Genomic DNA, 24,001 nt, shown 5'->3' with positions numbered 1-24,001 from the left:
GATAATGGCGATATGCCATGCGTTGTCGCTGACCTGTATTTGCCCGTTTTCCGGGCGCCCCGAGCCTTGTAGAGAGTGGGGTTATTGTTATGGTACTGCCTGCGGACGGGGATCTATGTTGACCCTCTCATCCTGGTTCGCCGGGAAAATTTCCCCGGCGCTAATCCAAATTATTTCTTCTTCACCGGACGCTGCCAGCCCTGTTTGTGGACCTGCGGTACGCGGCTCAACACCAGTTCGTTATCGGCGATATTGCGCGTAACGGTGGTGCCGGCGGCGATCGTGACGCCGTTGCCTACCGTGACCGGGGCCACCAGCTGGGTATCCGAGCCGACAAAGACATCATCGCCAATAATCGTTTTATGCTTGTTCGCACCATCGTAGTTGCAGGTGATGGTGCCTGCGCCGATATTGACGTTATCGCCAATCTCCGCATCGCCCAGATAGGTCAGATGACCCGCCTTGGAGCCTTTCCCGAGACGCGCTTTTTTCATTTCCACGAAGTTACCAACGTGGGCGCCTTCCAGCAGTTCGGCGCCCGGGCGCAGACGGGCAAATGGACCGATGGTGCAGGCCGCCTGCAGCTGGGCATCTTCCACCACGCTGTAGGGGCTAATTTCGCAGTCATCGCCGATGGTGCTGTTTTTGATCACGCAGCCGGCGCCGATTTTCACTCGATCGCCCAGCACCACGTTGCCTTCCAGAATAACGTTAGTATCGATCTCTACATCGCGCCCGTGCTGCAGCGTACCGCGCAGATCGAAACGCGCCGGATCGCGCAGCATCACGCCCGCCAGCAGCAGCTTTTCCGCCTGCTCCGCCTGGTAGACGCGCTCCAGGCGCGCAAGCTGCAGGCGGTTGTTGACGCCTTCGACTTCGCTCAGGCGCTGCGGATGCACTGCGACGATCTGGTGTCCTTCCTGGTGCGCCATGGCGATGATATCGGTGATGTAGTATTCGCCCTGAGCGTTGTTATTGGTGAGTTTCGCCAGCCAGCGCTTTAGATCCGCTCCGCCGGCGATCAGGATCCCGGTGTTGATTTCCTGGATCTGGCGCTGGGCCTCGCTGGCATCTTTGTGCTCAACGATGCCCGTCACCTGGCCATTTTCACGGGTAATGCGGCCATAGCCGGTTGGGTCATCCAGCTTCACCGTTAACAGACCAATCCCACCCTGTGGTTTCGCGGCGCGCAGGCGCTGTAGAGTCTCAACGGAGATCAGCGGCACGTCGCCATAGAGCATCAGGATGTCTTCATCATCATTGAAGAATGGCGCCGCCTGCTGCATAGCGTGCCCGGTTCCGAGCTGCTCGGCCTGCAGCACCCAGTTCAGGTTGTCTTCATGCAGAGTCTGACGCAGCAGATCGCCGCCGTGGCCGTATACCAGGTGTACCGCACATGCGCCTAAATCGTTAGCGGCATCAATGACATGCTGCACCATTGGCTTCCCGGCCAGGGTATGCAGCACCTTAGGAAGATCGGAATACATGCGGGTCCCTTTGCCTGCAGCAAGGATAACCACGCTCATCGCACTATTTGACATACTCATCCTGACGGTAGTTAGAACGAAAAGTAAAAGCCTTTCACGTTGAAATTTCTACATATTTTTCATCATAAAACGAGACGTGGAGAAAACGTCCAGGCTCACTGTTTTACCCCATTTTATGACGCTATTTTTAACCACTGCAAATCAGTTTAACGCTGAAAAAGGAGGGCGGGGTGGAGAATCATTAACTATCTCACTGCTTTTGCTGTTTTTTCGCCACCTGAATAAAGCCGCAGCGGCAGGCGTTTATCAGCACCCACAGCGGGAAGAACCTGGATAAATATTCGCCAGTCGCTGGCGGGGGAGGGCGGTAAAGTGATGGATGCTATCCATAAAAAACGAAAGGCCACCTATCAGGTGACCTTCTTTTCCCGGTTTCACATCGCCAGTGTTGTCGTTTTGATGGGCGATACGTCGTGTCAGCGGGCGAGATAGCGCGGAGCTTAGAAGCTCAGGACGCTAAATTTAGCGATGATTTTATGGAACAGTTTCATGATGATTTCCTGACGCAGGTGCAGTTTATAACGCTCTTTTTTGTGATATACATCACATAAAAAGAGTTTACGCCTCATCATTTAACTAATCAATAACAATTAAGGGTGAATGCTGTTTTCACTTCATCCGCTCGTCAACAGCGGGCAATAAAAAAAGCCAGCCTGGAACCCAGACTGGCTTTTTACGTTCAAGCCGGTGTTACATCGCTTTTTTGGTCAACTCGATAACGCGCAGTTTAGCGATCGCTTTGGCCAGTTCCGCAGACGCCTGAGCGTAATCCACATCGCCGTGAGAGCTCTTAATGTGCTCTTCCGCTTTGCGTTTCGCTTCCAGCGCTCGCGCTTCGTCGAGGTCCTGACCGCGAATTGCGGTATCCGCCAGGACGGTCACGCTGCCAGGCTGCACTTCAAGAATGCCGCCGGACAGATAGATAAACTCTTCATGACCGTGCTGTTTAACGATGCGAATCATACCAGGCTTAATGGCGGTGAGCAGCGGCGCGTGGCCCGGGTAAATACCCAGTTCACCTTCGCTACCCGTTACCTGGATTTTTTCGACCAGACCAGAGAACATTTGTTGCTCTGCGCTGACGACGTCCAGGTGGTAAGTCATTGCCATATCACCCTCCGATTAAGGCGTTAAAGTTTTTTGGCTTTTTCCACGGCTTCGTCGATGGAACCGACCATGTAGAACGCCTGCTCTGGCAGGTGATCGTATTCGCCTTCCATGATGCCTTTAAAGCCACGGATGGTGTCTTTCAGCGCCACGTATTTGCCCGGAGAACCGGTAAAGACTTCTGCCACGAAGAACGGCTGGGACAGGAAGCGCTGGATCTTACGCGCGCGAGCTACCACCAGTTTGTCTTCTTCAGACAGTTCGTCCATACCGAGGATGGCGATAATGTCTTTCAGTTCCTGATAACGCTGCAGGATGGACTGAACGCCACGCGCGGTGTCGTAGTGTTCCTGACCAACAACCAGCGGATCCAGCTGACGGCTGGTGGAATCCAGCGGGTCAACGGCCGGGTAGATACCCAGGGATGCGATCTGACGGCTCAGTACTACGGTTGCATCTAAGTGAGCAAAGGTAGTGGCTGGGGATGGGTCAGTTAAGTCATCCGCCGGTACGTATACCGCCTGTACGGAGGTGATAGAACCGGTTTTGGTGGAGGTGATACGTTCCTGCAGAACGCCCATCTCTTCCGCCAGGGTCGGCTGATAACCTACCGCTGAAGGCATACGACCCAGCAGCGCGGATACTTCAGTACCGGCCAGGGTGTAACGATAGATGTTATCGACGAACAGCAGTACGTCACGACCTTCGTCACGGAATTTCTCAGCCATGGTCAGGCCGGTCAGCGCAACGCGCAGACGGTTTCCCGGCGGCTCGTTCATCTGGCCGTACACCAGGGATACTTTATCGATAACGTTGGAGTCGGTCATTTCGTGGTAGAAGTCGTTACCCTCACGAGTACGCTCACCTACGCCCGCAAACACAGAGTAACCGGAGTGCTCGATCGCGATGTTACGGATCAGCTCCATCATGTTTACAGTTTTACCTACACCCGCACCGCCGAACAGACCAACTTTACCGCCCTTCGCGAACGGACACATCAGGTCGATAACTTTGATGCCGGTTTCCAGCAGTTCCTGAGAGCTGGACAGCTCTTCATAGGACGGTGCCGCGCGGTGGATAGCCCAACGCTCTTCTTCGCCGATGTCGCCTTTCATGTCAACCGGTTGACCCAGTACGTTCATGATACGACCCAGCGTTGCTTTACCTACCGGGACTTCGATCGGGTGCTCGAGGTCTTTTACATCCAGACCGCGGCGCAGACCATCAGAAGAACCCATGGCGATGGTACGTACGATACCGCCGCCCAGCTGCTGCTGAACTTCCAGCACCAGAACTTCATTACCATTCTGTACCTCAAGGGCTTCGTACACGCGTGGTACGGCATCCTGAGGGAACTCGACGTCGACCACGGCGCCGATTACCTGGACAATCTTTCCAGTAGCCATCTTAAATCCTCTACGAAATAACCTGGTTAAACCGCGGCGGCCCCCGAGACGATCTCGGTGAGTTCCTGAGTAATGCTGGCCTGACGAGCTTTGTTGTATACCAACTGCAGCTCTTTAATCAGGCTGCCGCCATTATCGGTCGCGGCTTTCATCGCCACCATACGGGCGGCCTGCTCGCTGGCCAGGTTTTCAACCACGCCCTGATAAACCTGAGATTCGACGTAGCGGCGCAGGAGGGTATCCAGCAGCGCTTTCGGATCGGGCTCATACAGGTAATCCCAGGATTTACGTTTCAGATCAGCATCTTCTGATGCCGGTAACGGCAGCAGCTGAGTGATCGTCGGAACCTGAGACATGGTGTTAATAAATTTGTTGCTGACAACGTACAGCTTGTCCAGACGGCCTTCATCATAGGCCTGCAACATCACTTTTACCGGGCCGATCAGTTCGGACAGGGATGGGTTATCCCCCATACCGGTCACCTGTGCAACCACGTTGCCGCCCACGGAGTTAAAGAAAGAAACGCCCTTAGAGCCGATCATTGCGAGGTCGCACTGAACGCCTTTATCGGACCATGCTTTCATTTCCGCCAGCAGTTTCTTGAACAGGTTAATGTTCAAGCCGCCGCACAGACCACGGTCGGTCGACACCACCAGGTAGCCCACGCGCTTAACGTCGCGTTCTTCCAGGTAAGGGTGCTTATATTCCAGATTACCGTTCGCAAGGTGACCAATCACTTTGCGCATAGTATCTGCGTAAGGACGGCTGGCCGCCATGCGCTCCTGCGATTTACGCATTTTGGAAGCGGCGACCATCTCCATCGCTTTAGTGATCTTTTGCGTGTTCTGGACGCTTGCGATCTTACTACGTATCTCTTTTGCGCCGGCCATGAGCTTCTCCTCAATGCCTTGCGGCCTGCCCTAAGACAGACCGCCAGACGTTACCAGGACTGGGTTGCTTTGAAGGAATCGAGGATGCCTTTCAGCTTGCCTTCGATTTCGTCGTTATAGCCACCGGACTGGTTAATCTCTTGCATCAGCGGAGCGTGATCACGGTCGACGTAAGCCAGCAGAGCGGCTTCGAAGCTACCGATTTTCGCCAGTTCTACATCAGCCAGGTAACCACGTTCTGCTGCGAACAGAACCAGAGACTGCTGCGCGACGGACATCGGCGCATACTGTTTCTGTTTCAGCAGCTCGGTCACTTTCTGACCGTGGTCCAGCTGTTTGCGGGTTGCATCGTCAAGGTCGGATGCAAACTGGGAGAACGCCGCCAGTTCACGATACTGCGCCAGCGCGGTACGGATACCACCGGACAGTTTCTTCATGATCTTGGTCTGCGCTGCACCACCAACACGGGATACGGAGATACCCGGGTTAACCGCAGGACGAATACCGGCGTTAAACAGGTTGGTTTCCAGGAAGATCTGACCATCGGTAATAGAGATTACGTTGGTCGGAACGAATGCGGAAACGTCACCCGCCTGCGTTTCGATAATCGGCAGCGCGGTCAGAGAACCGGTTTTCCCTTTCACTTCACCTTTGGTGAAGGCTTCAACGTATTCGGCGTTAACACGCGCAGCACGCTCCAGCAGACGAGAGTGGAGGTAGAATACGTCGCCCGGGAACGCTTCACGTCCAGGCGGACGACGGAGCAGCAGGGAGATCTGGCGATAAGCAACAGCCTGTTTAGACAGATCATCGTAAACGATCAGCGCATCTTCACCGCGGTCGCGGAAGTATTCGCCCATTGCGCAACCAGCGTATGGCGCCAGGTATTGCAGTGCAGCAGATTCAGATGCAGTCGCTACCACTACGATGGTGTTAGCCAGCGCGCCGTGCTCTTCCAGTTTACGCACCACGTTAGAGATGGTGGACGCTTTCTGACCGATAGCGACATAGACGCACTTGATGCCGGAATCACGCTGGTTGATGATGGCATCGATAGCCAGCGCAGTTTTACCGGTCTGACGGTCGCCGATGATCAGTTCACGCTGACCACGACCGATTGGGATCATGGCGTCAACGGATTTGTAACCGGTCTGTACCGGCTGATCGACGGACTGACGTTCGATTACGCCCGGCGCGATCGCTTCAACGGCGGAGAAACCGTCATTTTCCAGCGGACCTTTACCATCAATTGGCGCGCCCAGGGTGTTAACCACGCGGCCCAGCAGGCCACGGCCTACCGGAACTTCCAGGATACGGCCAGTACATTTCACCTTCATGCCTTCGGCGAGGTCAGCGTACGGACCCATTACCACCGCACCTACGGAGTCGCGCTCCAGGTTCAGTGCGATAGCGTAACGGTTACCCGGCAGGGAGATCATCTCGCCCTGCATACATTCGGCAAGGCCGTGGATGCGGATAACACCGTCACTTACAGAAACAATAGTACCTTCGTTATGAGCTTCGCTCACAACATTGAACTGAGCAATGCGCTGCTTGATCAGTTCGCTGATTTCGGTGGAATTCAGTTGCATGCTCCAGTCCCCTTAAGACTGCAAGACGTCTGCAAGGCGCTCAAGACGGCCGCGTACGCTGCCATCAATGACCATATCACCCGCACGGATGATAATACCTGCCATAACAGACTTATCGATTTTGCAATTCAGCTTAACTTTGCGTGACAGACGTTTTTCCATCGCGCTGACGATCCTGGCAAGCTGTTCATCACTCAGTTGGTTGGCAGATATTACTTCTACCTCTGCGATGGCCTCACTGGCCGCGCGCAGGTGAATGAATTGCTCAAGAACGTCCGGGAGCACCTTCAGACGATTATTTTCCGCCATCACCTTAATCAGGTTCTGGCCATTTTCGTCGAGTTGCTCGCCGCAGATAGCGATAAACGCTTCTGAGAGCGTTTCCGGCGCCAAAGCACCGGAGAGAAGCTCTGCCATTTGGTCGTTTTTGGTCACTTCGGCGGCAAACGCCAGCATATCCTGCCAGCGTTCAACACTGTTGTGTTCGACGGCAAAGTCAAAAGCTGCTTTGGCGTAGGGGCGAGCTACCGTTACAAATTCAGACATCAGCCCCTCCCTCCTTACAGTTCAGCGACAAGTTTATCCACGATGTCGCTGTTAGCAGCTTCATCCACGGAACGTTCGATGATCTTCTCGGCGCCAGCAACAGCCAGGATAGCGACCTGCTTACGCAGCTCCTCGCGTGCACGTTTACGCTCAGCATCAATTTCAGCCTGCGCTTGTGCAACGATTTTGGTGCGTTCCTGTTCTGCTTCAGCTTTAGCTTCGTCCAGAATCTGAGAGCGGCGCTTGTTCGCCTGCTCAATGATTACCTGGGCTTCCGCTTTCGCTTTTTTCAGCTGGTCGGTCGCGTTGGCCTGTGCAAGGTCCAAATCTTTCTTAGCGCGTTCTGCAGAAGCTAAACCGTCAGAAATCTCTTTCTGGCGTTTTTCGATGGCAGCCATTAAAGGCGGCCATACGTATTTCATGCAGAACCATACGAAGATAACAAACGCGATGGCCTGGCCGAGGATTGTTGCGTTCATGTTCACAGCACAATACCTCTTTAATTAACTCTGTGGCTTAGGTTTCTAACAACTTACTACGCGACGGCGAACATCACGTACAGACCCAGACCTACAGCGATCATCGGGATAGCATCCACCAGACCCATAACGATAAAGAACTGAGTACGCAGCAGAGGGATCAGATCCGGCTGACGCGCTGCGCCTTCCAGGAATTTACCTCCGAGGATGCCGATACCGATCGCAGCACCGATTGCCGCCAGACCCATCATCACAGCGGCAGCCATGTACAGCAGATCCATATTCAGGTTTTCCATGACAGTCTCCAGTTTGTTTCAGTTAAAACGTAGTAGTGTTGGTAAAAAATCAATGCTCTTCAGATGCCATCGACAGATAGACAATCGTCAGAACCATGAAGATGAAGGCTTGCAGCGTAATAATCAGGATGTGGAAAATGGCCCAAGGCACATTCAGAACCCACTGTGACCACCACGGCAACAGACCAGCAATCAGAATGAAAATCAGCTCACCGGCATACATGTTGCCGAACAGTCGCAGACCGAGAGAGACCGGTTTGGACAGCAGGCTTACCCCTTCAAGGATTAAGTTGACAGGAATGAACGCCCAGTGATTGAACGGCTGCATGGTCAGTTCTTTAACGAACCCACCAACGCCTTTCATTTTGATGCTGTAGAAAATAATCAGGATGAACACGCCAAGCGCCATCGACAGGGTGATGTTCACGTCGGCAGACGGAACCACGCGCAGTGCTGGCAGGCCGAAAATGTGTTCGCCGATATAAGGAAGCAGGTCGATTGGCAGCAGGTCCATCAGGTTCATCAGGAAGACCCAGACGAACACGGTCAGCGCCAGCGGCGCGATAACCTTGCTCTTGCCATGGTACATGTCTTTGACGCTGCCATGGACGAAGCCGATGATCATTTCGATGAAGGTTTGGAATTTCCCTGGTACGCCGCTGGTCGCTTTCTTAGCAACGCTACGGAACATGGCAAGGAACAGCAGACCGAGAACCACCGAGAAGAACATGGAGTCAATGTTGAGCGTCCAGAAGGTGGCTGTGTGGTTGTGCGGATCCACCAGCGAGAATGTACGCAGGTCCAACTGAAGGTTGTTCAGATGGTGTCCTATGTAATCCTGCGGCGTCATATTTTCTGAAGCCATGATGCCTTTACCCTTTGTTGTTAATTACAGCTGGCGCCAGAACTTGTACCACCAGCACCAAAACCCACGTCACGATCAGTGGCAAAAATACCACTTTTAAAACGGCCAGCGCCACCGCCAGAAGGGCGAAGGTCAGCAACACCTTGAAGGCTTCACCGAAGGCGAAGGTCCAGGCCACACGGCCTTTTGCTGGTGTATGCGCCTGATGACGCCAGGCAAAAATTATAAACATCAGATTTGGCAAGACCACTGCCAAACCGCCGCATACAGCGGAAATGCCCCAGAAGGGGTCTTTGAGGCTGAACAGCAGTCCACTTGCCATTACTGCCAGTAACTGAATAAACAGAAGCTTGCGAGCAACGTTTCGACTCAAGAGCGACACTGACATCACGTTTTTACTCCTGCTCCCTTTGAGGTATGTCGCGTGTCGTATAAAACGTCCTTTAAGACGAAGAGTCAAGCATCAAAAAGCGGACAAATTATACGGTGACGCCCCGTGATTTCAAACAATAAGTAGCAAAATAGTGAATAAATGTTTAATTATTTTCCAACGGACAACTTTCCGTGCATTTCAGCGTTCTGTGAGCGGTCATACAAAACTGCAAATAACGAGGAAACACGGCAATTAAAGCGTGCATCAGATCACATAATAAACATTTCAAGCGCCCTTTAATGAATCAAGGACATAAAACACTATTTTTCATGCTTTTGATATTCAAGATAAAAAGTGAGGACATTATCTAAAACAACCTCACATACAATAAAAACCTTTTATTGACATTTATAATAAAAATTTAACATCACTACGCTGTTCATCATTGTCGATTTTTAGCACCCTGATATTTTCAAAGTTGACTATTTTGTCAGTGAATCACTTACGCTAAGTTAACCGCAAGAAAAGCCTTAGTAAAAACAAGGTTAAATGCAGCCCGTTAATATCGGGGGACGTCCTTTATTTTTGTAACATGCGCGGGCCACATTTTTTCCACATTTTTTGATAAAAATTAACTCGATTTTGGCTTAATCACCACCAGGTGCCGCTCCCCTTCCAACCGAGGAACATGCAGCTCAATCACCTCAACAATGTCATACCCTTCCGGCAGACTTTCCATTTCTTCTTTTTGCGCTAACCCTTTGAGCGCATAGAAGTGACCATTCGCTGCCGGCAGATGATGGCACCAGCTCACCATATCATTAAGCGATGCAAAAGCGCGGCTTATCACGCCATCAAACGGCGGCTCGGCCGGAAAGGCTTCCACGCGGCTCTGCACCGGGGTGACGTTATCCAGCTTCAGCTCGTGCTGCACCTGACGCAGGAAGCGCACGCGCTTGCCAAGGCTGTCCAGCAGGGTGAAATGTGACTCCGGACATACGATGGCCAACGGGATCCCCGGCAACCCCGGGCCCGTACCAACATCGATAAAGCGCGAGCCCTGCAGATAAGGCGCCACGATGATGCTGTCGAGAATATGACGCACCAGCATCTCATTCGGATCGCGAACGGAGGTCAGGTTATAGGCTTTGTTCCACTTATCGAGCAGTCCGACGTAAGCCACCAGCTGATTTTTCTGGTGATCGGTGAGCGAAATACCCGCTTCATCCAGCAGACGAGAAAGTTTGTTGAGCACGGTAAGTACCTTCAAAAAATAATGAGCCCGGAGGCGCTAACGCTTACCGGGCTATGAATGATAAAGGCGAACGCTGATTATGCAACTGGGAAATCAGCGCGGCAGGCAGCCGCAATCAGGCGCTGCGGCGCAGCATCCCCTGCTTTTTCAGCCAAACCAGCAAAATAGAGATCGCCGCCGGGGTGATCCCGGAGATACGTGACGCCTGCCCTATCGACGACGGTTTATGGTCGTTCAGTTTGGCAATCACCTCGTTAGACAGCCCAGTGACCTGGCGGTAGTCGAGGGTCGCTGGCAGCAAGGTATTCTCATTGCGCTGTTGTTTCTCAATCTCATCCTGCTGGCGCGCGATATAGCCCTCATACTTCACCTGGATCTCTACCTGTTCAGCCGCCTGACGATCTTCCAGTCCCGGGGTGAATGGCGAGAGTTGAACCAGCTGTTCGTAGGTCATTTCCGGACGACGCAGCAGATCTTCGCCGCTGGCTTCACGCGACAACGGCGCGGTCAGGTGAGCGTTCACTTCGTTGGCGCTCTCTGCCTGCGGATTCACCCAGGTAGATTTCAGACGCTGGCGTTCACGTTCGATGCTTTCCAGCTTCTCGTTGTAGCGCGCCCAGCGTTCGTCATCCACCAGACCCAGCTCACGCCCCTGTTCGGTCAAACGCAAATCGGCGTTGTCTTCGCGCAGCATCAGACGATATTCAGCGCGGGAAGTAAACATGCGGTACGGTTCTTTGGTACCCAGGGTGCAGAGGTCATCTACCAGCACGCCGAGGTAAGCCTGATCGCGGCGCGGCGCCCAGCCCTCTTTTTCCGCAGAGAAGCGGGCGGCGTTAAGTCCGGCCAGCAGCCCCTGAGCCGCCGCCTCTTCATAACCGGTGGTACCGTTGATTTGGCCGGCGAAGAACAGACCCTGAATAAATTTGCTCTCAAGCGTTGGCTTCAGATCGCGCGGGTCGAAGAAATCGTACTCAATAGCGTAGCCTGGACGGACGATCCGCGCATTCTCCATCCCCTGCATCGAGCGGACGATTTGCATTTGCACATCAAAGGGCAGGCTGGTGGATATACCGTTCGGATAAATTTCGTTTGAGGTCAGTCCTTCCGGCTCGAGGAAGATCTGATGCTGGTTGCGATCGGCAAAGCGCATGACTTTGTCTTCGATCGACGGGCAATAGCGAGGTCCGATCCCTTCGATCACTCCGGCGTACATAGGACTGCGATCGAGGTTATTGCGGATCACATCGTGGGTTTTCTCGTTAGTGTGGGTGATATAGCACGGTACCTGGCGCGGATGCTGATCCGCGGATCCCATGAACGAGAAGACCGGCATCGGGTTATCGCCATGCTGCTGCGCCAGCACGCTGAAATCGATGGTGCGCGCGTCAATACGCGGCGGAGTACCGGTTTTCAGACGACTTACGCGCAGAGGCAATTCACGCAGACGACGAGACAGCGGGATAGACGGCGGATCGCCGGCGCGGCCGCCGCTGTAGTTGTCCAGACCAATATGGATTTTGCCGTCAAGGAAGGTCCCGACGGTCAGCACCACCGCTTTAGCGCGGAATTTGAGGCCCATCTGGGTGACGGCGCCCACGACGCGATCGTTTTCGACAATCAGATCTTCAACCGCCTGCTGGAAGATCATCAGGTTCGGCTGGTTCTCCAGCGCGGTACGTACTGCCTGACGATAAAGCACGCGGTCAGCCTGGGCGCGGGTGGCGCGTACTGCCGGTCCTTTGCTGGCGTTTAGTATCCTAAACTGAATACCCGCCTGATCGATCGCTTTGGCCATCAAACCGCCGAGCGCATCCACTTCTTTTACCAGGTGTCCTTTCCCAATGCCGCCAATCGCCGGGTTGCAACTCATTTGCCCCAGCGTGTCGATATTGTGTGTCAAAAGCAGGGTTTGTTGACCCATACGCGCTGCGGCCATTGCGGCCTCAGTGCCTGCATGACCCCCGCCAATGATAATGACGTCAAAAGGATCCTGATAAAACATGGTGGTCTGCCTCGCATAAAGCGGTATGAAAATGGATTGAAGCCCGGGCCGTGGATTCTACTCAACTTTCGTCTTTCGAGAAAGACTCCGGGATCCTGAGTATTAAAAAGAAGATCTTTATATAGAGATCTGTTCTATTGTGATCTCTTATTAGGATCGACTCTCTTTGTGGATAAGTCGGATCCGCGAAGTAAGATCAAAAGCTTAAGAAGGATCACTATCTGTGAATGATCGGTGATCCTGGTCCGTATAAGCTGGGATCAGAATGAAGGGTTATGCACAGCTCAAAAACCATACTACGGTTATTCTTTGGATAACTACCGGTTGATCCAAGCTTTTAAGCATGGTTATCCACAGAAGATCGGACGATCTTTACAATTCTCAGAGCAAATTTTTCCAGGATCCCAGCCAGATTTCCGCTGGATCCTCCGGAATTTCGTGTTCAAGGACGTTGATCTTCAGCGTCTCACCGATCTGTTTTGCCCCGCAGGCCTTCAGCGCCGCTTCTAATTTATCGATCGCGCCGCAAAAGGTGTCGTATTCGCGGCTGCCGATCCCTATAGCGCCAAAGCGCACGGCGGAAAGATCGGCCTGCTTCTCCTGCAGCGCGTCATAGAAGGGAACCAGGTTGTCGGGAATGTCGCCGGCGCCATGGGTGGAAGAGATAATTAACCAGATCCCTTGCGCCTGCAGATCGTCCACCAGCGGACCGTGCTGGATTTCAGTGCTATAGCCGGCTTCTTCCAGCTTTTCCGCCAGATGCTCTGCTACATATTCCGCACTGCCCAGGGTGCTGCCGCTGATAAGTGTAATGTCTGCCATAGATCGCCGATCGCCCGCTCAACTGTTCAGAGTGGCGTATTGTACGCTGTGAGCGAGCTGGGATCTACCTGTGGAAAAATGTGGGATTAAAAAAAGCGATCAGGGCTTGATGGTGCGCATGATCGGGTTCTGCAGCACGATCAGAGTTTCAGTGGACTGAATTTCATCGATTGTTTGGATCTTGTTGATAAGTACCTGCTGCAGAGCATCGATGGATTTACACATCACCTTAATAAAGATGCTGTAGTGGCCGGTGGTGTAGTAAGCCTCGGTGACCTCCTCCAGACTTTCCAGGCGGGCGAGGGCGGAGGGATAGTCTTTGGCGCTTTTTAAAATAATGCCGATGAAGCAACCGACGTCGTAGCCCAGCTGCTTGGGGCTGACGTCAATGCGCGCGCCGGTAATGATACCCGCCTGCTTCATCTTTTCGACGCGCACGTGAATGGTGCCCGGGCTGACGCTGAACTGTTTGGCCAGTTCGGCATAGGCGGTACGGGCGTTGGCCATCAGCGCATCAAGAATGCCGCGGTCCAGATTGTCGATCTGATAATTTTCCATATCTTTTTCTTATGAAGTTTGAGGGTTCTTACTATTTTAGCGCCATATTTTAATGAATTAAAAGTTGATGAGCCTTTTTATTGATTGATTATTGTATTGCCGCCCTGTTTTGTTGCTTAATCAATGGCAACAGGACGCAGGAGTCATAAAAATGAAAACCGCATATATCGCAAAACAACGCCAGATCAGTTTCGTTAAATCCCACTTTTCCCGTCAGCTGGAAGAGAAGCTTGGCCTGATTGAAGTCCAGGCGCCAATCTTAAGCCGCGTGGGCGATGGGACGCAGGATAACTTGTCCGGCTGCGAGAAAGCGGTTCAGGTAAAAGTGAAAACACTGCCCGACGCCCAGTTCGAAGTGGTTCATTCGCTGGCGAAGTGGAAGCGTCAAACCCTGGGACAACACGACTTCAGCGCGGGCGAAGGGCTGTACACGCACATGAAAGCCCTTCGCCCCGATGAAGACCGTCTGACGCCTATCCATTCCGTCTATGTTGACCAGTGGGACTGGGAGCGCGTGATGGGGGATGAAGAGCGTCACGTCGGCACCCTGAAGGCAACCGTCGAGGCGATCTACGCCGGGATCAAAGCCACCGAGCTGGCGGTCAGCCAGGAGTTTGGCCTGACGCCGTTCCTGCCGGAACAGATCCATTTTGTTCACAGCCAGGAGCTGCTGAGCCGCTATCCGGAGCTTGATGCCAAAGGTCGTGAGCGGGCTATTGCCAAAGAGCTGGGCGCCGTCTTCTTAATTGGTATCGGCGGCAAACTAGCTGATGGCAAGCGCCACGACGTGCGTGCGCCGGATTATGATGACTGGAGTACTGAGGTTTCTGAAGGTTTTGCCGGCCTGAACGGCGATATCCTGGTGTGGAACCCGGTGCTGGAGGATGCGTTCGAGATCTCCTCGATGGGGATCCGCGTTGACGCCGAGGCGCTAAAGCGCCAGCTGGCGCTGACCGGCGATGAAGATCGCCTGAAACTGGAGTGGCACCAGGCGCTGCTGCGCGGCGAGATGCCGCAGACTATCGGCGGCGGCATTGGCCAGTCTCGTTTGACGATGCTGTTGCTGCAGCTTGACCATATCGGTCAGGTGCAGTGCGGCGTATGGCCAGCGCAGGTTCGCGAAAGCGTTTCCGCGCTGCTGTAACGATTAGCGCCGCCAGCGTCGCAGCAGGCGGCTACGCAGCCCGGTGTCAAAGCGCCAGATATGATCGAAGATGCGCATGATGCCGGGTTTGCCGTGAACCGACATCGCCACCGCGTGAAAACGGTGCTGATGCTTACGCTGTAACTCCCCCACCCGAGCAATCACCTCATCCGGCAACCGTTGGGCAATAAAGTCGGAGATCACCACGGCATCCGCATCCACCCACTGCGGGTTTTGCAAACGTTCAATAATGGCGCGAAAACAGCTGGCCAGATCGGTGCCGCCGCGAAAACGCTGGCTCAGGAAACGGATCGCCTGCTCCAGTCCGCTCTCGCTGGTCAACTCGTAATGCACCACTTCGCTGGAGAACAGCATAATGAAGCAGCGACGGTTATCGGCCAGCGCGATGCGCATCAGGGCCAGACAAAAGGCCTTAGCGCACTGTTCGTTAAAACCGCCCATCGATCCTGACGTATCGACGCAGACAATGAACGGCCCGCGCGGTTGCTCATCAAAATCCTGCCGCGTTACCGGGCGTTCGGTAATTTTCTCGCGCCAGGCATCGCCGTGTAGCCGGTAGGTGAGCAGCTGTTTCTCCACCAGCTTGCGATAAAATTCAAACTCCAGCTCCGTGATGCCAAGCGTCGCCAGCTCCGGCGGCAGCAGACGTAGAATGTCGTCACTCTGTTGGAGGCCGTCGACCTGTTCAGGCACCGTTGCCGGCTCGCGTACCAGGCTGCGGAAGGTTTCCATCGGCGCATCTTTCTTCGGCACGGATTTCGCTTCCCTTGAACGCCCCAGCTGTTCCGCCAGCTGCAGCAGCTCCGGTTGCTGGTTAAGAAAATCGCCATAGCGCACGATCAGCTGGTAGTCGCCTCGTTTGAGTTCGCCGGCGCTCATATCCCACAGGCGTCCGGCGGCGGTATCATTTTCCGCCAGCACCGGATCGAGCTGACCGCTGAGCGTCATTCGTTCCTGGACCTCACTGAGCAACTGGTCGCGCTCCTCGTCCAGCAGCTGCTGGTTAAGGCTGGTGGCTTGCACCACCAGGCTCAGGCGCCAGCGCTGTAAAAACAGCGTATGCAGCGCCGGGGTAAAGGTGGCATTGTCATCCACCAGCTTCTGCGCCTGGGCGGCAAAAGGGGACTGGAGCTGGTGCAGTTTGCCGAGAATTTGCGGGAGCTGGACGATAAACTGCGAGGTAGAGAGCAGCTGAGTCTGCTGATAGGTTTGCACTTCGGCGTCCAGATCCGGCGGGATGTTAACTTCTTTTAAGCGGGCGCGAACGGCTTCCCGCCAGCGCGGAATATCCGCCGCGATGATGTTTTTCAGGCGGGGAAATTTTTCAAAGAACACCGCCAGCTGAGGAGAGGCCAACAGCGCCAGCAGCATCTCCTCGATCATTCCCTCTTCGCTGACTGCCAGCATGACATTCAGCATATCGAGCGTCATGGCTGCTTCGCCTGTTTAATCTGCGCGCCGACGTCCTGCAGGCTGGCTTCGATTCTTCCCAGCCATTCGACCGGGATAAACAGGCACTTTTGCTGCTCGCTGAAGCGGTTGTGTTGCTGGTGCCACTCATCATCCAGCGCTTCCAGCTGCTGGCGAATTTCCGCCGGCATATTCTCCTGCGCTGCGCTGCCGGGCAGCGCGAGGCGTGAGCCCTGCAGGCTCACATCGCGGACGACCAGATGCTGGCTGGTGTCGACATCCATATTGAGTAGTTGAGCAAAGCCGATCCCGTTGAGCTTACCGCGGATCTCGCCGCCCTTTTCCAGCCAGTTGGCTAACGCCTCGCGTTCAAAAGTAATGTGGATCACTTCCATATCGTGAAGTTTGAGCGGCTGCTGCAGCAGCAGCGTCAGGGTGGTCCCCTGGATCTCCGCCGGCAGTTCATAGTGCGGTTTGCGGCTAAACATCCCGCCAAGGCGGGTGACCTTCAGCGCCGTTTTGTCGCTTTGCTGTTGTTGGATCTGAATGCGTCGCTGCACAATCGCCCCCAACCGCGTCAGCATCGCCTGCTGTTGCCAGGCGTGACAGGTCATGAGCGTTTCCAGCTGCTGCGACATCAGGTTCATACTTTCGACGTTGTGCCACAGACAATCTTTCAGCAGGATTAGGTCAATCGGCGCGATGCTGTCGCGGCCGCTGAAGAAGGCGCTGGCCTGCAGCAGGCGAATAGCCTTTTTCCAGCGGCGATCCGAGACGTAGGGGGCATTTGGCAGGGCGTCCAGCTGCTGGCGGAGCTGGAATATCAGCTCAAACACCGCGTCCGGCAGTTTAATATTGCCGATCTGCTGCTGCCATTGGGTAAATTCCTCGTCGCTCACCTGCAGCGCGCTGGGCACTGGATTGCTGTTTTCATCCTGCTGGCTGACCAGCATCGAACGGAAATTACCTTTATCCTGCACTTTATCAAGCCATAGACGGATCAGCATTCGGTCATACAGCGCTTCCAGGCTGCTGTCGGCTTCCGGGAGTTCGTTCGACGCGGCCACCAGCAGGCGCATTGGGATTTTCTCTTCATGCGCGCCATTGCGGAAGTGACGTTCGTTAATCGCCGTCAGTAGGGTGTTGAGGATAGCCGGACCTGCTTTCCATATTTCATCGAGAAACACGATTTCCGCTTCCGGCAGGTAGCCGGCGGTTAAACGTTCGTAACGGCCTTCATCTTTCAGCGCCTGAATGGACAGTGGCCCAAAAACCTCTTCCGGGGTGGAGAAGCGGGTCATCAGGTATTCAAAAGCGCGCGCCTGCTGGAAGGCGAATTTGAGGCGGCGGGCAATCAGGCTTTTGGCGATCCCCGGTGGACCAAGCAAAAAAACGCTCTCGCCGCTGAGCGCCGCCAGCAGGCAGAGGCGTATCGCGTGGCTGCGTTCAAAGAGTCCTTTTTCGAGTGCCGCGCTGAGCCGGGAAATTCTTTCAGCCAGTAAATGTGTTTGAGCCATAATTGAGTTGCGTGCTTTGTCATGTATCGTTATTGGGACGAGTATAGATGTTAGAGCCGGGGCGGTAATAGCCTGAAGAATCGATTTATTTTTTTTGAGCCAGGTTAATATGGTGTCTGTTAGGGGTACGATTTCACAAATAATCGTGCATACTGTGCGCTTTTTGTGGGCCAAGGGACTAGGCACACATTTGTTTTATAAACGAAAAGACTAGTCTATGAGCACTGATAATAAACAATCGTTGCCGGCGTTAACGCTGGCGGCCATCGGCGTGGTGTACGGCGATATCGGTACCAGTCCACTGTATACCCTGCGCGAATGCCTGTCAGGTCAGTTTGGCTTTGGCGTAGAGCGCGATGCCGTTTTTGGCTTTTTGTCGCTGATTTTCTGGCTGTTAATCTTTACCGTATCGATTAAATACATCACCTTCGTGATGCGGGCGGATAACGCCGGGGAAGGCGGGATCTTAACGCTGATGTCGCTGGCCGGACGTAATACCTCGGCCAGAATGACCTCCGTGCTGGTGATCCTCGGCCTTATCGGCGGCAGTTTCTTCTATGGCGAAGTGGTGATTACCCCGGCGATTTCGGTAATGTCGGCGATAGAGGGGTTAGAAATTATCGCCCCGCAGCTGGATACCTGGATTGTCCCTATCTCCATTATCGTGCTCACCCTGCTGTTTGTGATCCAGAAGCACGGGACTGGCATGGTCGGCAAGCTGTTTGCGCCGATTATGCTGATCTGGTTCCTGTTACTGGCGGTGCTGGGCGCGCGAAGCATTTACGCTAATCCGGAAGTTCTGCAGGCGCTGAACCCCTACTGGGCTGTGCACTTCTTCCTGCAATACAAGACCGTTTCCTTTATTGCGCTTGGCGCGGTGGTGCTGTCGATTACCGGGGTGGAAGCGCTGTACGCCGATATGGGCCACTTCGGCAAACTGCCGATCCGCGTTGCCTGGTTCTCCGTCGTGCTGCCCTCGTTGGTGCTGAACTATTTTGGCCAGGGCGCGCTGCTGCTGAAGCACCCGGAAGCGATTAAAAACCCGTTCTTCCTGCTGGCGCCTGAGTGGGCGCTGATCCCGATGCTGATTATCGCCACGCTGGCGACGGTTATCGCCTCCCAGGCAGTGATTTCCGGGGTCTTCTCCCTGACCCGTCAGGCAGTGCGTCTGGGCTATCTGTCGCCGATGCGCATTATCCATACCTCGGAAATGGAGTCCGGGCAGATTTACATTCCGTTCATTAACTGGCTGCTGTACGTTTCTGTGGTCATCGTTATCGTCAGCTTTGAGCATTCGTCTAACCTGGCGGCGGCGTATGGTATCGCCGTAACGGGCACCATGGTGCTGACCTCCATTCTGTCGGCGACCGTGGCGCGCAAAAACTGGCACTGGAACAAGCTGTTTGTCGGTCTGATGCTGGTGGCCTTCCTGTGCATTGATATTCCGCTGTTCTCGGCGAACCTCGATAAGATTGTCTCCGGCGGCTGGCTACCGTTGTCCCTGGGGATGGTGATGTTTACGGTGATGACGACCTGGAAGAGCGAGCGTTTCCGCCTGCTGCGCCGGATGCACGAGCATGGCAACTCGCTGGAAGCGATGATCTCTTCGCTGGAGAAGTCACCGCCAGTGCGTGTGCCGGGTACTGCGGTGTATATGTCCCGCGCCCTGAACGTGATCCCGTTTGCCCTGCTGCATAACCTGAAGCACAACAAGGTGCTGCATGAGCGAGTGATCCTCCTGACCCTGCGTACCGAAGATGCGCCTTACGTGCATAACGTTCGCCGGGTGCAGATTGAGCAGCTGTCACCGTCCTTCTGGCGGGTGGTGGCCAGCTACGGCTGGCGGGAAACGCCTAACGTTGAAGAGGTGTTCCACCGCTGTGGCCTGGAAGGACTCAGCTGCCGGATGATGGAGACCTCGTTCTTTATGTCGCATGAGTCGCTGATTATCGGTAAACGGCCATGGTATCTGCGCCTGCGCGGCAAGCTTTATCTGCTGCTGCAGCGTAACGCCCTGCGGGCGCCGGATCAGTTTGAGATCCCGCCAAACCGGGTTATCGAGCTCGGTACCCAGGTCGAAATCTGATGTCAAAAAAGCCCTTCCGTTGCGAAGGGCTTTTTGTTTCTCACTCCGGTTGTTATGTCCTGTTGCTGTCTCGCGAAACGTTTCGATGGCGATCACATTTCTCTCTTCTGGTGATGGTTTTCTGCTCACGCATTGATAATAATTATTTTAGCGAAACGTTTCGCTAGTGGAGCAAAAGAGAAAAAATGAAAAAAGGCACCGTACTTAACGCTGATATTTCCGCGGTCATTTCCCGCCTGGGCCACACCGATACGCTGGTGGTCTGCGATGCCGGATTACCGGTTCCCCGCAGCAGCACGCGCATTGATATGGCGCTGACTCAGGGCGTACCTTCATTTATGCAGGTGCTGGAAGTGGTGACGACGGAAATGCAGGTTGAAGCGGCTGTCATCGCGGAAGAGATTAAAACCCATAATCCGCAGCTCCACGCGACGTTGCTCACTCACCTCGAGCAGCTGCAGCAGCACCAGGGAACTACCATTGAAATTCGTTACACCAGCCATGAGCAGTTCAAAAAACAAACCGCAGACAGTCAGGCGGTAATTCGCAGCGGGGAGTGTTCCCCGTTTGCGAATATCATTCTCTGTGCCGGCGTCACGTTCTGAGGTCGCCGTCATGGAAGCCTTATTGCAACTGAAAGGGATCGACAAAGCGTTCCCTGGCGTCAAGGCGCTCTCCGGCGCGGCGCTGAATGTCTATGCCGGCCGGGTGATGGCGCTGGTAGGGGAAAATGGCGCCGGCAAGTCCACTATGATGAAGGTGTTGACCGGGATCTACACCCGTGATGCCGGCTCTTTGCTGTGGTTAGGCAAAGAGACGACCTTTAACGGCCCAAAATCCTCCCAGGAAGCCGGGATCGGCATTATCCATCAGGAACTGAACCTGATCCCTCAGTTGACGATCGCCGAGAACATCTTCCTTGGCCGCGAGTTCGTTAACCGTTTTGGCAAAATCGACTGGAAGCAGATGTATGCCGAAGCCGACAAGCTGTTGGCAAAGCTGAATCTCCGCTTTACCAGCCAGAAACTGGTGGGCGATCTATCGATTGGCGATCAGCAAATGGTGGAGATCGCCAAAGTGCTGAGCTTCGAATCGAAAGTCATCATTATGGATGAACCGACCGATGCGCTGACCGATACCGAAACCGAATCGCTGTTCCGCGTCATCCGCGAACTGAAGTCGCAGGGGCGCGGTATCGTCTATATCTCCCACCGTATGAAAGAGATCTTCGAGATTTGCGACGACGTGACGGTCTTTCGTGACGGGCAGTTTATCGCCGAGCGCGAGGTCTCGTCGCTGGATGAGGACCGACTTATCGAGATGATGGTCGGCCGTAAGCTGGAAGACCAATATCCCCACCTCGATAAGGCGCCCGGCGCGGTGCGCCTGAAGGTCGACAACCTCTGCGGCCCGGGGGTGGATAACGTGACCTTTACCCTGCGCCAGGGGGAGATCCTCGGCGTTGCCGGGCTGATGGGCGCCGGGCGGACCGAACTGATGAAAGTGCTGTACGGCGCGCTGCCGCGCAGCAGCGGTTCCGTGACGCTCGATGGCCGCGAAGTGGTGACCCGTTCGCCGCAGGATGGTCTGGCGAACGGCATTGTCTATATCTCCGAAGACCGTAAGCGCGATGGTCTGGTTCTCGGGATGTCGGTAAAAGAAAACATGTCCCTGACGGCGTTGCGCTATTTCAGCCGGGCGGGCGGTAGTCTTAAGCATAAAGATGAACAGCAGGCGGTAAGTGATTTCATCCGCCTGTTTAACGTGAAAACGCCGTCCATGGAGCAGGCGATCGGCCTGCTCTCCGGCGGCAACCAGCAAAAGGTCGCCATCGCCCGCGGGCTGATGACCCGGCCGAAGGTGCTGATCCTCGATGAACCGACCCGCGGCGTCGACGTCGGGGCGAAGAAAGAGATCTACCAGCTCATCAACCAGTTCAAAGCCGACGGCCTGAGCATCATTCTGGTCTCCTCCGAGATGCCGGAAGTGTTGGGCATGAGCGATCGCATCATAGTGATGCATGAAGGGCATCTCGGCGGTGAATTCACACGCGAGCAGGCCACCCAGGAAGTATTGATGGCTGCCGCTGTGGGCAAGCTTAACCGTGTGAATCAGGAGTAAGAAAGATGACAACCCAGGCTGTTTCTGGTCGCCGCTATTTCACAAAAGCGTGGCTGATGGAGCAAAAATCGCTGATTGCCCTGCTGGTGCTGATCGCGGTGGTATCGACCATGAGCCCCAACTTTTTTACCGTCAATAACCTGTTCAATATTCTGCAGCAAACCTCCGTTAACGCCATTATGGCGGTAGGGATGACGCTGGTCATACTGACCTCGGGGATCGATCTGTCCGTCGGCTCCCTGCTGGCGCTCACCGGTGCGGTGGCAGCGTCGATCGTTGGCATTGAGGTTAATGCGCTGGTGGCGGTCGCGGCTGCCCTCGCATTAGGTGCGGCGATCGGCGCAGTCACCGGGGTGATTGTAGCGAGAGGCCGCGTGCAGGCCTTCATCGCCACCCTGGTGATGATGCTGCTGCTGCGCGGCGTAACCATGGTGTACACCAACGGCAGCCCGATCAATACCGGCTTTAGCGATAATGCCGATCTGTTTGGCTGGTTTGGCATCGGGCGTCCGCTGGGGATCCCGACGCCGGTATGGATCATGGCGATTGTCTTCCTGGCGGCCTGGTACATGCTGCACCATACTCGCCTGGGCCGTTATATTTATGCCCTGGGCGGTAATGAAGCGGCGACGCGTCTGTCCGGGATTAGCGTCAATAAAGTTAAAATTATCGTTTACGCCTTGTGCGGAATGCTGGCTTCGCTGGCCGGGATCATCGAAGTGGCGCGTCTCTCCTCCGCGCAGCCGACAGCGGGGACGGGCTATGAGCTGGACGCCATTGCGGCGGTGGTGCTCGGCGGCACCAGCCTCGCTGGTGGCAAAGGACGCATTGTCGGCACGCTGATTGGTGCGCTGATCCTTGGCTTCCTGAATAATGGTCTTAATCTTTTAGGCGTTTCTTCCTATTACCAGATGATCGTTAAAGCGGTGGTGATTTTGCTGGCGGTACTGGTAGATAACAAAAAGCAGTAACTGAGAACTCTACAGGACATCTTAACTATGAATATGAAAAAACTGGCGACCCTGGTCTCTGCTGTTGCGCTAAGTGCGACCGTTAGCGCGAACGCGATGGCCAAAGACACCATCGCTCTGGTTATCTCTACCCTCAACAACCCGTTCTTCGTGTCGCTGAAAGACGGCGCGCAAAAAGAAGCTGACAAGCTGGGCTACAACCTGGTGGTGCTGGATTCCCAGAACAACCCGGCGAAAGAACTGGCGAACGTCCAGGATTTAACGGTGCGCGGCACCAAGCTGCTGCTGATCAACCCCACCGACTCTGATGCCGTCGGCAACGCCGTGAAGATGGCGAATCAGGCGAAAATCCCGGTCATCACTCTCGACCGTCAGGCGACAAAAGGCGATGTTGTGAGCCATATCGCCTCTGACAACGTGCAGGGTGGGAAAATGGCTGGCGATTACATCGCGAAAAAAGTGGGTGAAAGTGCAAAAGTCATTGAGCTGCAGGGCATTGCCGGAACTTCTGCGGCGCGCGAGCGTGGCGAAGGCTTTAAACAGGCCGTGGCGGCGCACAAATTCAACGTCCTGGCCAGCCAGCCGGCCGATTTCGACCGCACCAAAGGCCTGAACGTGATGCAGAACCTGCTGACCGCACATCCTGACGTCCAGGCAGTGTTCGCGCAAAATGATGAAATGGCGCTGGGCGCCCTGCGCGCGCTGCAGACCGCAGGCAAGTCCGATGTGATGGTGGTTGGATTTGACGGCACTCCGGATGGCGAAAAAGCAGTAAACAGTGGCAAACTGGCGGCGACCGTCGCACAGTTGCCGGAGCAGATCGGCGCGAAAGGCGTTGAGACTGCTGATAAGGTACTGAAGGGCGAAAAAGTGGAAGCTAACTACCCGGTTGAGCTGAAGCTGGTCGTTAAGCAGTAATATGCGATTCGGACTGGCAACGGTCCGAGGGACAATATAAAAAAAGAAAAGCAGGGCATGCGCCACCGGATC

General features: G+C 54.6%; 22 protein-coding genes. 6 read left to right on the top strand and 16 right to left on the bottom strand.

Annotated elements, in window-relative coordinates; all coding sequences use genetic code 11:
- Positions 1–170: 170 nt before the first annotated feature.
- The 14 genes from glmU to asnC all read right to left on the bottom strand — a co-directional run bounded on the left by glmU (position 171) and on the right by asnC (position 13,741).
- A complete protein-coding gene (gene glmU, locus IB144_RS25990; protein WP_004173839.1) occupies positions 171–1,541 on the bottom strand; it encodes a bifunctional UDP-N-acetylglucosamine diphosphorylase/glucosamine-1-phosphate N-acetyltransferase GlmU in 1,371 nt (456 codons plus the stop codon).
- A gap of 696 nt (positions 1,542–2,237) precedes the next feature.
- A complete protein-coding gene (locus tag IB144_RS25985) occupies positions 2,238–2,657 on the bottom strand; it encodes a F0F1 ATP synthase subunit epsilon (RefSeq protein WP_001251971.1) in 420 nt (139 codons plus the stop codon).
- 20 nt (positions 2,658–2,677) lie between these two features.
- The gene (gene atpD / locus IB144_RS25980; protein ID WP_004144997.1) at positions 2,678–4,060 is read right to left on the bottom strand and encodes a F0F1 ATP synthase subunit beta; all 1,383 of its coding nucleotides are present in this window, start codon (positions 4,058–4,060) and stop codon (positions 2,678–2,680) included.
- Positions 4,061–4,086: 26 nt separating this feature from the next.
- Positions 4,087–4,950 (bottom strand): F0F1 ATP synthase subunit gamma, encoded by an 864-nt coding sequence (atpG, locus tag IB144_RS25975; RefSeq protein WP_004144996.1) that lies wholly within the window; start codon positions 4,948–4,950, stop codon positions 4,087–4,089.
- Positions 4,951–5,000: 50 nt separating this feature from the next.
- Positions 5,001–6,542 carry a F0F1 ATP synthase subunit alpha gene (atpA, locus tag IB144_RS25970; protein ID WP_004144995.1) on the bottom strand — a complete coding sequence of 514 codons (1,542 nt, stop codon included), beginning with the start codon at positions 6,540–6,542 and terminating at the stop codon, positions 5,001–5,003.
- Between the two features lie 12 nt (positions 6,543–6,554).
- Positions 6,555–7,088: a F0F1 ATP synthase subunit delta gene (gene atpH / locus IB144_RS25965; RefSeq protein ID WP_004144994.1), complete on the bottom strand. Its 534-nt coding sequence runs from the start codon at positions 7,086–7,088 to the stop codon at positions 6,555–6,557.
- Between the two features lie 14 nt (positions 7,089–7,102).
- Positions 7,103–7,573, bottom strand: coding sequence for a F0F1 ATP synthase subunit B (atpF, locus tag IB144_RS25960; protein WP_004107293.1), 471 nt, complete (start codon positions 7,571–7,573; stop codon positions 7,103–7,105).
- 50 nt (positions 7,574–7,623) lie between these two features.
- Entirely contained in the window at positions 7,624–7,863 is a 240-nt protein-coding gene (gene atpE / locus IB144_RS25955; RefSeq protein WP_000429386.1) for a F0F1 ATP synthase subunit C, read from the bottom strand.
- A 49-nt stretch (positions 7,864–7,912) separates the two neighbouring features.
- Positions 7,913–8,728, bottom strand: coding sequence for a F0F1 ATP synthase subunit A (gene atpB, locus IB144_RS25950; protein WP_004151552.1), 816 nt, complete (start codon positions 8,726–8,728; stop codon positions 7,913–7,915).
- A 7-nt stretch (positions 8,729–8,735) separates the two neighbouring features.
- Complete coding sequence (atpI, locus tag IB144_RS25945; protein ID WP_004144991.1) at positions 8,736–9,116, bottom strand: F0F1 ATP synthase subunit I; 381 nt, start codon at positions 9,114–9,116, stop codon at positions 8,736–8,738.
- A gap of 616 nt (positions 9,117–9,732) precedes the next feature.
- Positions 9,733–10,356, bottom strand: coding sequence for a 16S rRNA (guanine(527)-N(7))-methyltransferase RsmG (gene rsmG, locus IB144_RS25940; protein ID WP_004151554.1), 624 nt, complete (start codon positions 10,354–10,356; stop codon positions 9,733–9,735).
- A gap of 115 nt (positions 10,357–10,471) precedes the next feature.
- Positions 10,472–12,361 carry a tRNA uridine-5-carboxymethylaminomethyl(34) synthesis enzyme MnmG gene (mnmG, locus tag IB144_RS25935; protein ID WP_004144989.1) on the bottom strand — a complete coding sequence of 630 codons (1,890 nt, stop codon included), beginning with the start codon at positions 12,359–12,361 and terminating at the stop codon, positions 10,472–10,474.
- 381 nt (positions 12,362–12,742) lie between these two features.
- The gene (mioC, locus tag IB144_RS25930) at positions 12,743–13,183 is read right to left on the bottom strand and encodes an FMN-binding protein MioC (RefSeq protein ID WP_004144988.1); all 441 of its coding nucleotides are present in this window, start codon (positions 13,181–13,183) and stop codon (positions 12,743–12,745) included.
- A 99-nt stretch (positions 13,184–13,282) separates the two neighbouring features.
- Positions 13,283–13,741, bottom strand: a complete 459-nt coding sequence (gene asnC / locus IB144_RS25925; protein WP_002882510.1) for a transcriptional regulator AsnC — start codon at positions 13,739–13,741, stop codon at positions 13,283–13,285.
- 151 nt (positions 13,742–13,892) lie between these two features.
- Here asnC and asnA point away from each other — a divergent pair, with 151 nt between their 5' ends.
- Complete coding sequence (gene asnA, locus IB144_RS25920; RefSeq protein WP_002882514.1) at positions 13,893–14,885, top strand: aspartate--ammonia ligase; 993 nt, start codon at positions 13,893–13,895, stop codon at positions 14,883–14,885.
- A 3-nt stretch (positions 14,886–14,888) separates the two neighbouring features.
- On the opposite strand, the gene viaA is transcribed toward asnA, so the two are convergent.
- Positions 14,889–16,337, bottom strand: coding sequence for an ATPase RavA stimulator ViaA (viaA, locus tag IB144_RS25915; RefSeq protein WP_065888789.1), 1,449 nt, complete (start codon positions 16,335–16,337; stop codon positions 14,889–14,891).
- Positions 16,334–17,833 (bottom strand): ATPase RavA, encoded by a 1,500-nt coding sequence (ravA, locus tag IB144_RS25910; RefSeq protein ID WP_004151555.1) that lies wholly within the window; start codon positions 17,831–17,833, stop codon positions 16,334–16,336. Before ravA ends, viaA begins: the two co-directional genes overlap by 4 nt.
- 217 nt (positions 17,834–18,050) lie before the next feature.
- Between ravA and kup the strand changes: the two genes are divergently transcribed.
- The 5 genes from kup (at position 18,051) to rbsB (ending at position 23,929) form a co-directional block, all read left to right on the top strand.
- Positions 18,051–19,919, top strand: coding sequence for a low affinity potassium transporter Kup (kup, locus tag IB144_RS25905; RefSeq protein ID WP_002882520.1), 1,869 nt, complete (start codon positions 18,051–18,053; stop codon positions 19,917–19,919).
- A gap of 185 nt (positions 19,920–20,104) precedes the next feature.
- Positions 20,105–20,524: a D-ribose pyranase gene (gene rbsD, locus IB144_RS25900; protein WP_009308849.1), complete on the top strand. Its 420-nt coding sequence runs from the start codon at positions 20,105–20,107 to the stop codon at positions 20,522–20,524.
- 10 nt (positions 20,525–20,534) lie between these two features.
- Positions 20,535–22,040: a ribose ABC transporter ATP-binding protein RbsA gene (rbsA, locus tag IB144_RS25895; RefSeq protein WP_002882529.1), complete on the top strand. Its 1,506-nt coding sequence runs from the start codon at positions 20,535–20,537 to the stop codon at positions 22,038–22,040.
- A gap of 5 nt (positions 22,041–22,045) precedes the next feature.
- Positions 22,046–23,011, top strand: a complete 966-nt coding sequence (gene rbsC / locus IB144_RS25890; RefSeq protein WP_002882531.1) for a ribose ABC transporter permease — start codon at positions 22,046–22,048, stop codon at positions 23,009–23,011.
- Positions 23,012–23,038: 27 nt separating this feature from the next.
- Positions 23,039–23,929, top strand: coding sequence for a ribose ABC transporter substrate-binding protein RbsB (gene rbsB / locus IB144_RS25885; RefSeq protein WP_002882536.1), 891 nt, complete (start codon positions 23,039–23,041; stop codon positions 23,927–23,929).
- Positions 23,930–24,001 lie beyond the last annotated feature (72 nt).

Origin of the sequence: Klebsiella sp. K4 (genome assembly GCF_014596785.2) — a bacterium.
Classification (GTDB): domain Bacteria; phylum Pseudomonadota; class Gammaproteobacteria; order Enterobacterales; family Enterobacteriaceae; genus Klebsiella; species Klebsiella pneumoniae.
The sequence above is the reverse complement of the archived record's forward strand: the minus strand, read 5'-3'. Positions and strand labels throughout refer to the sequence as shown.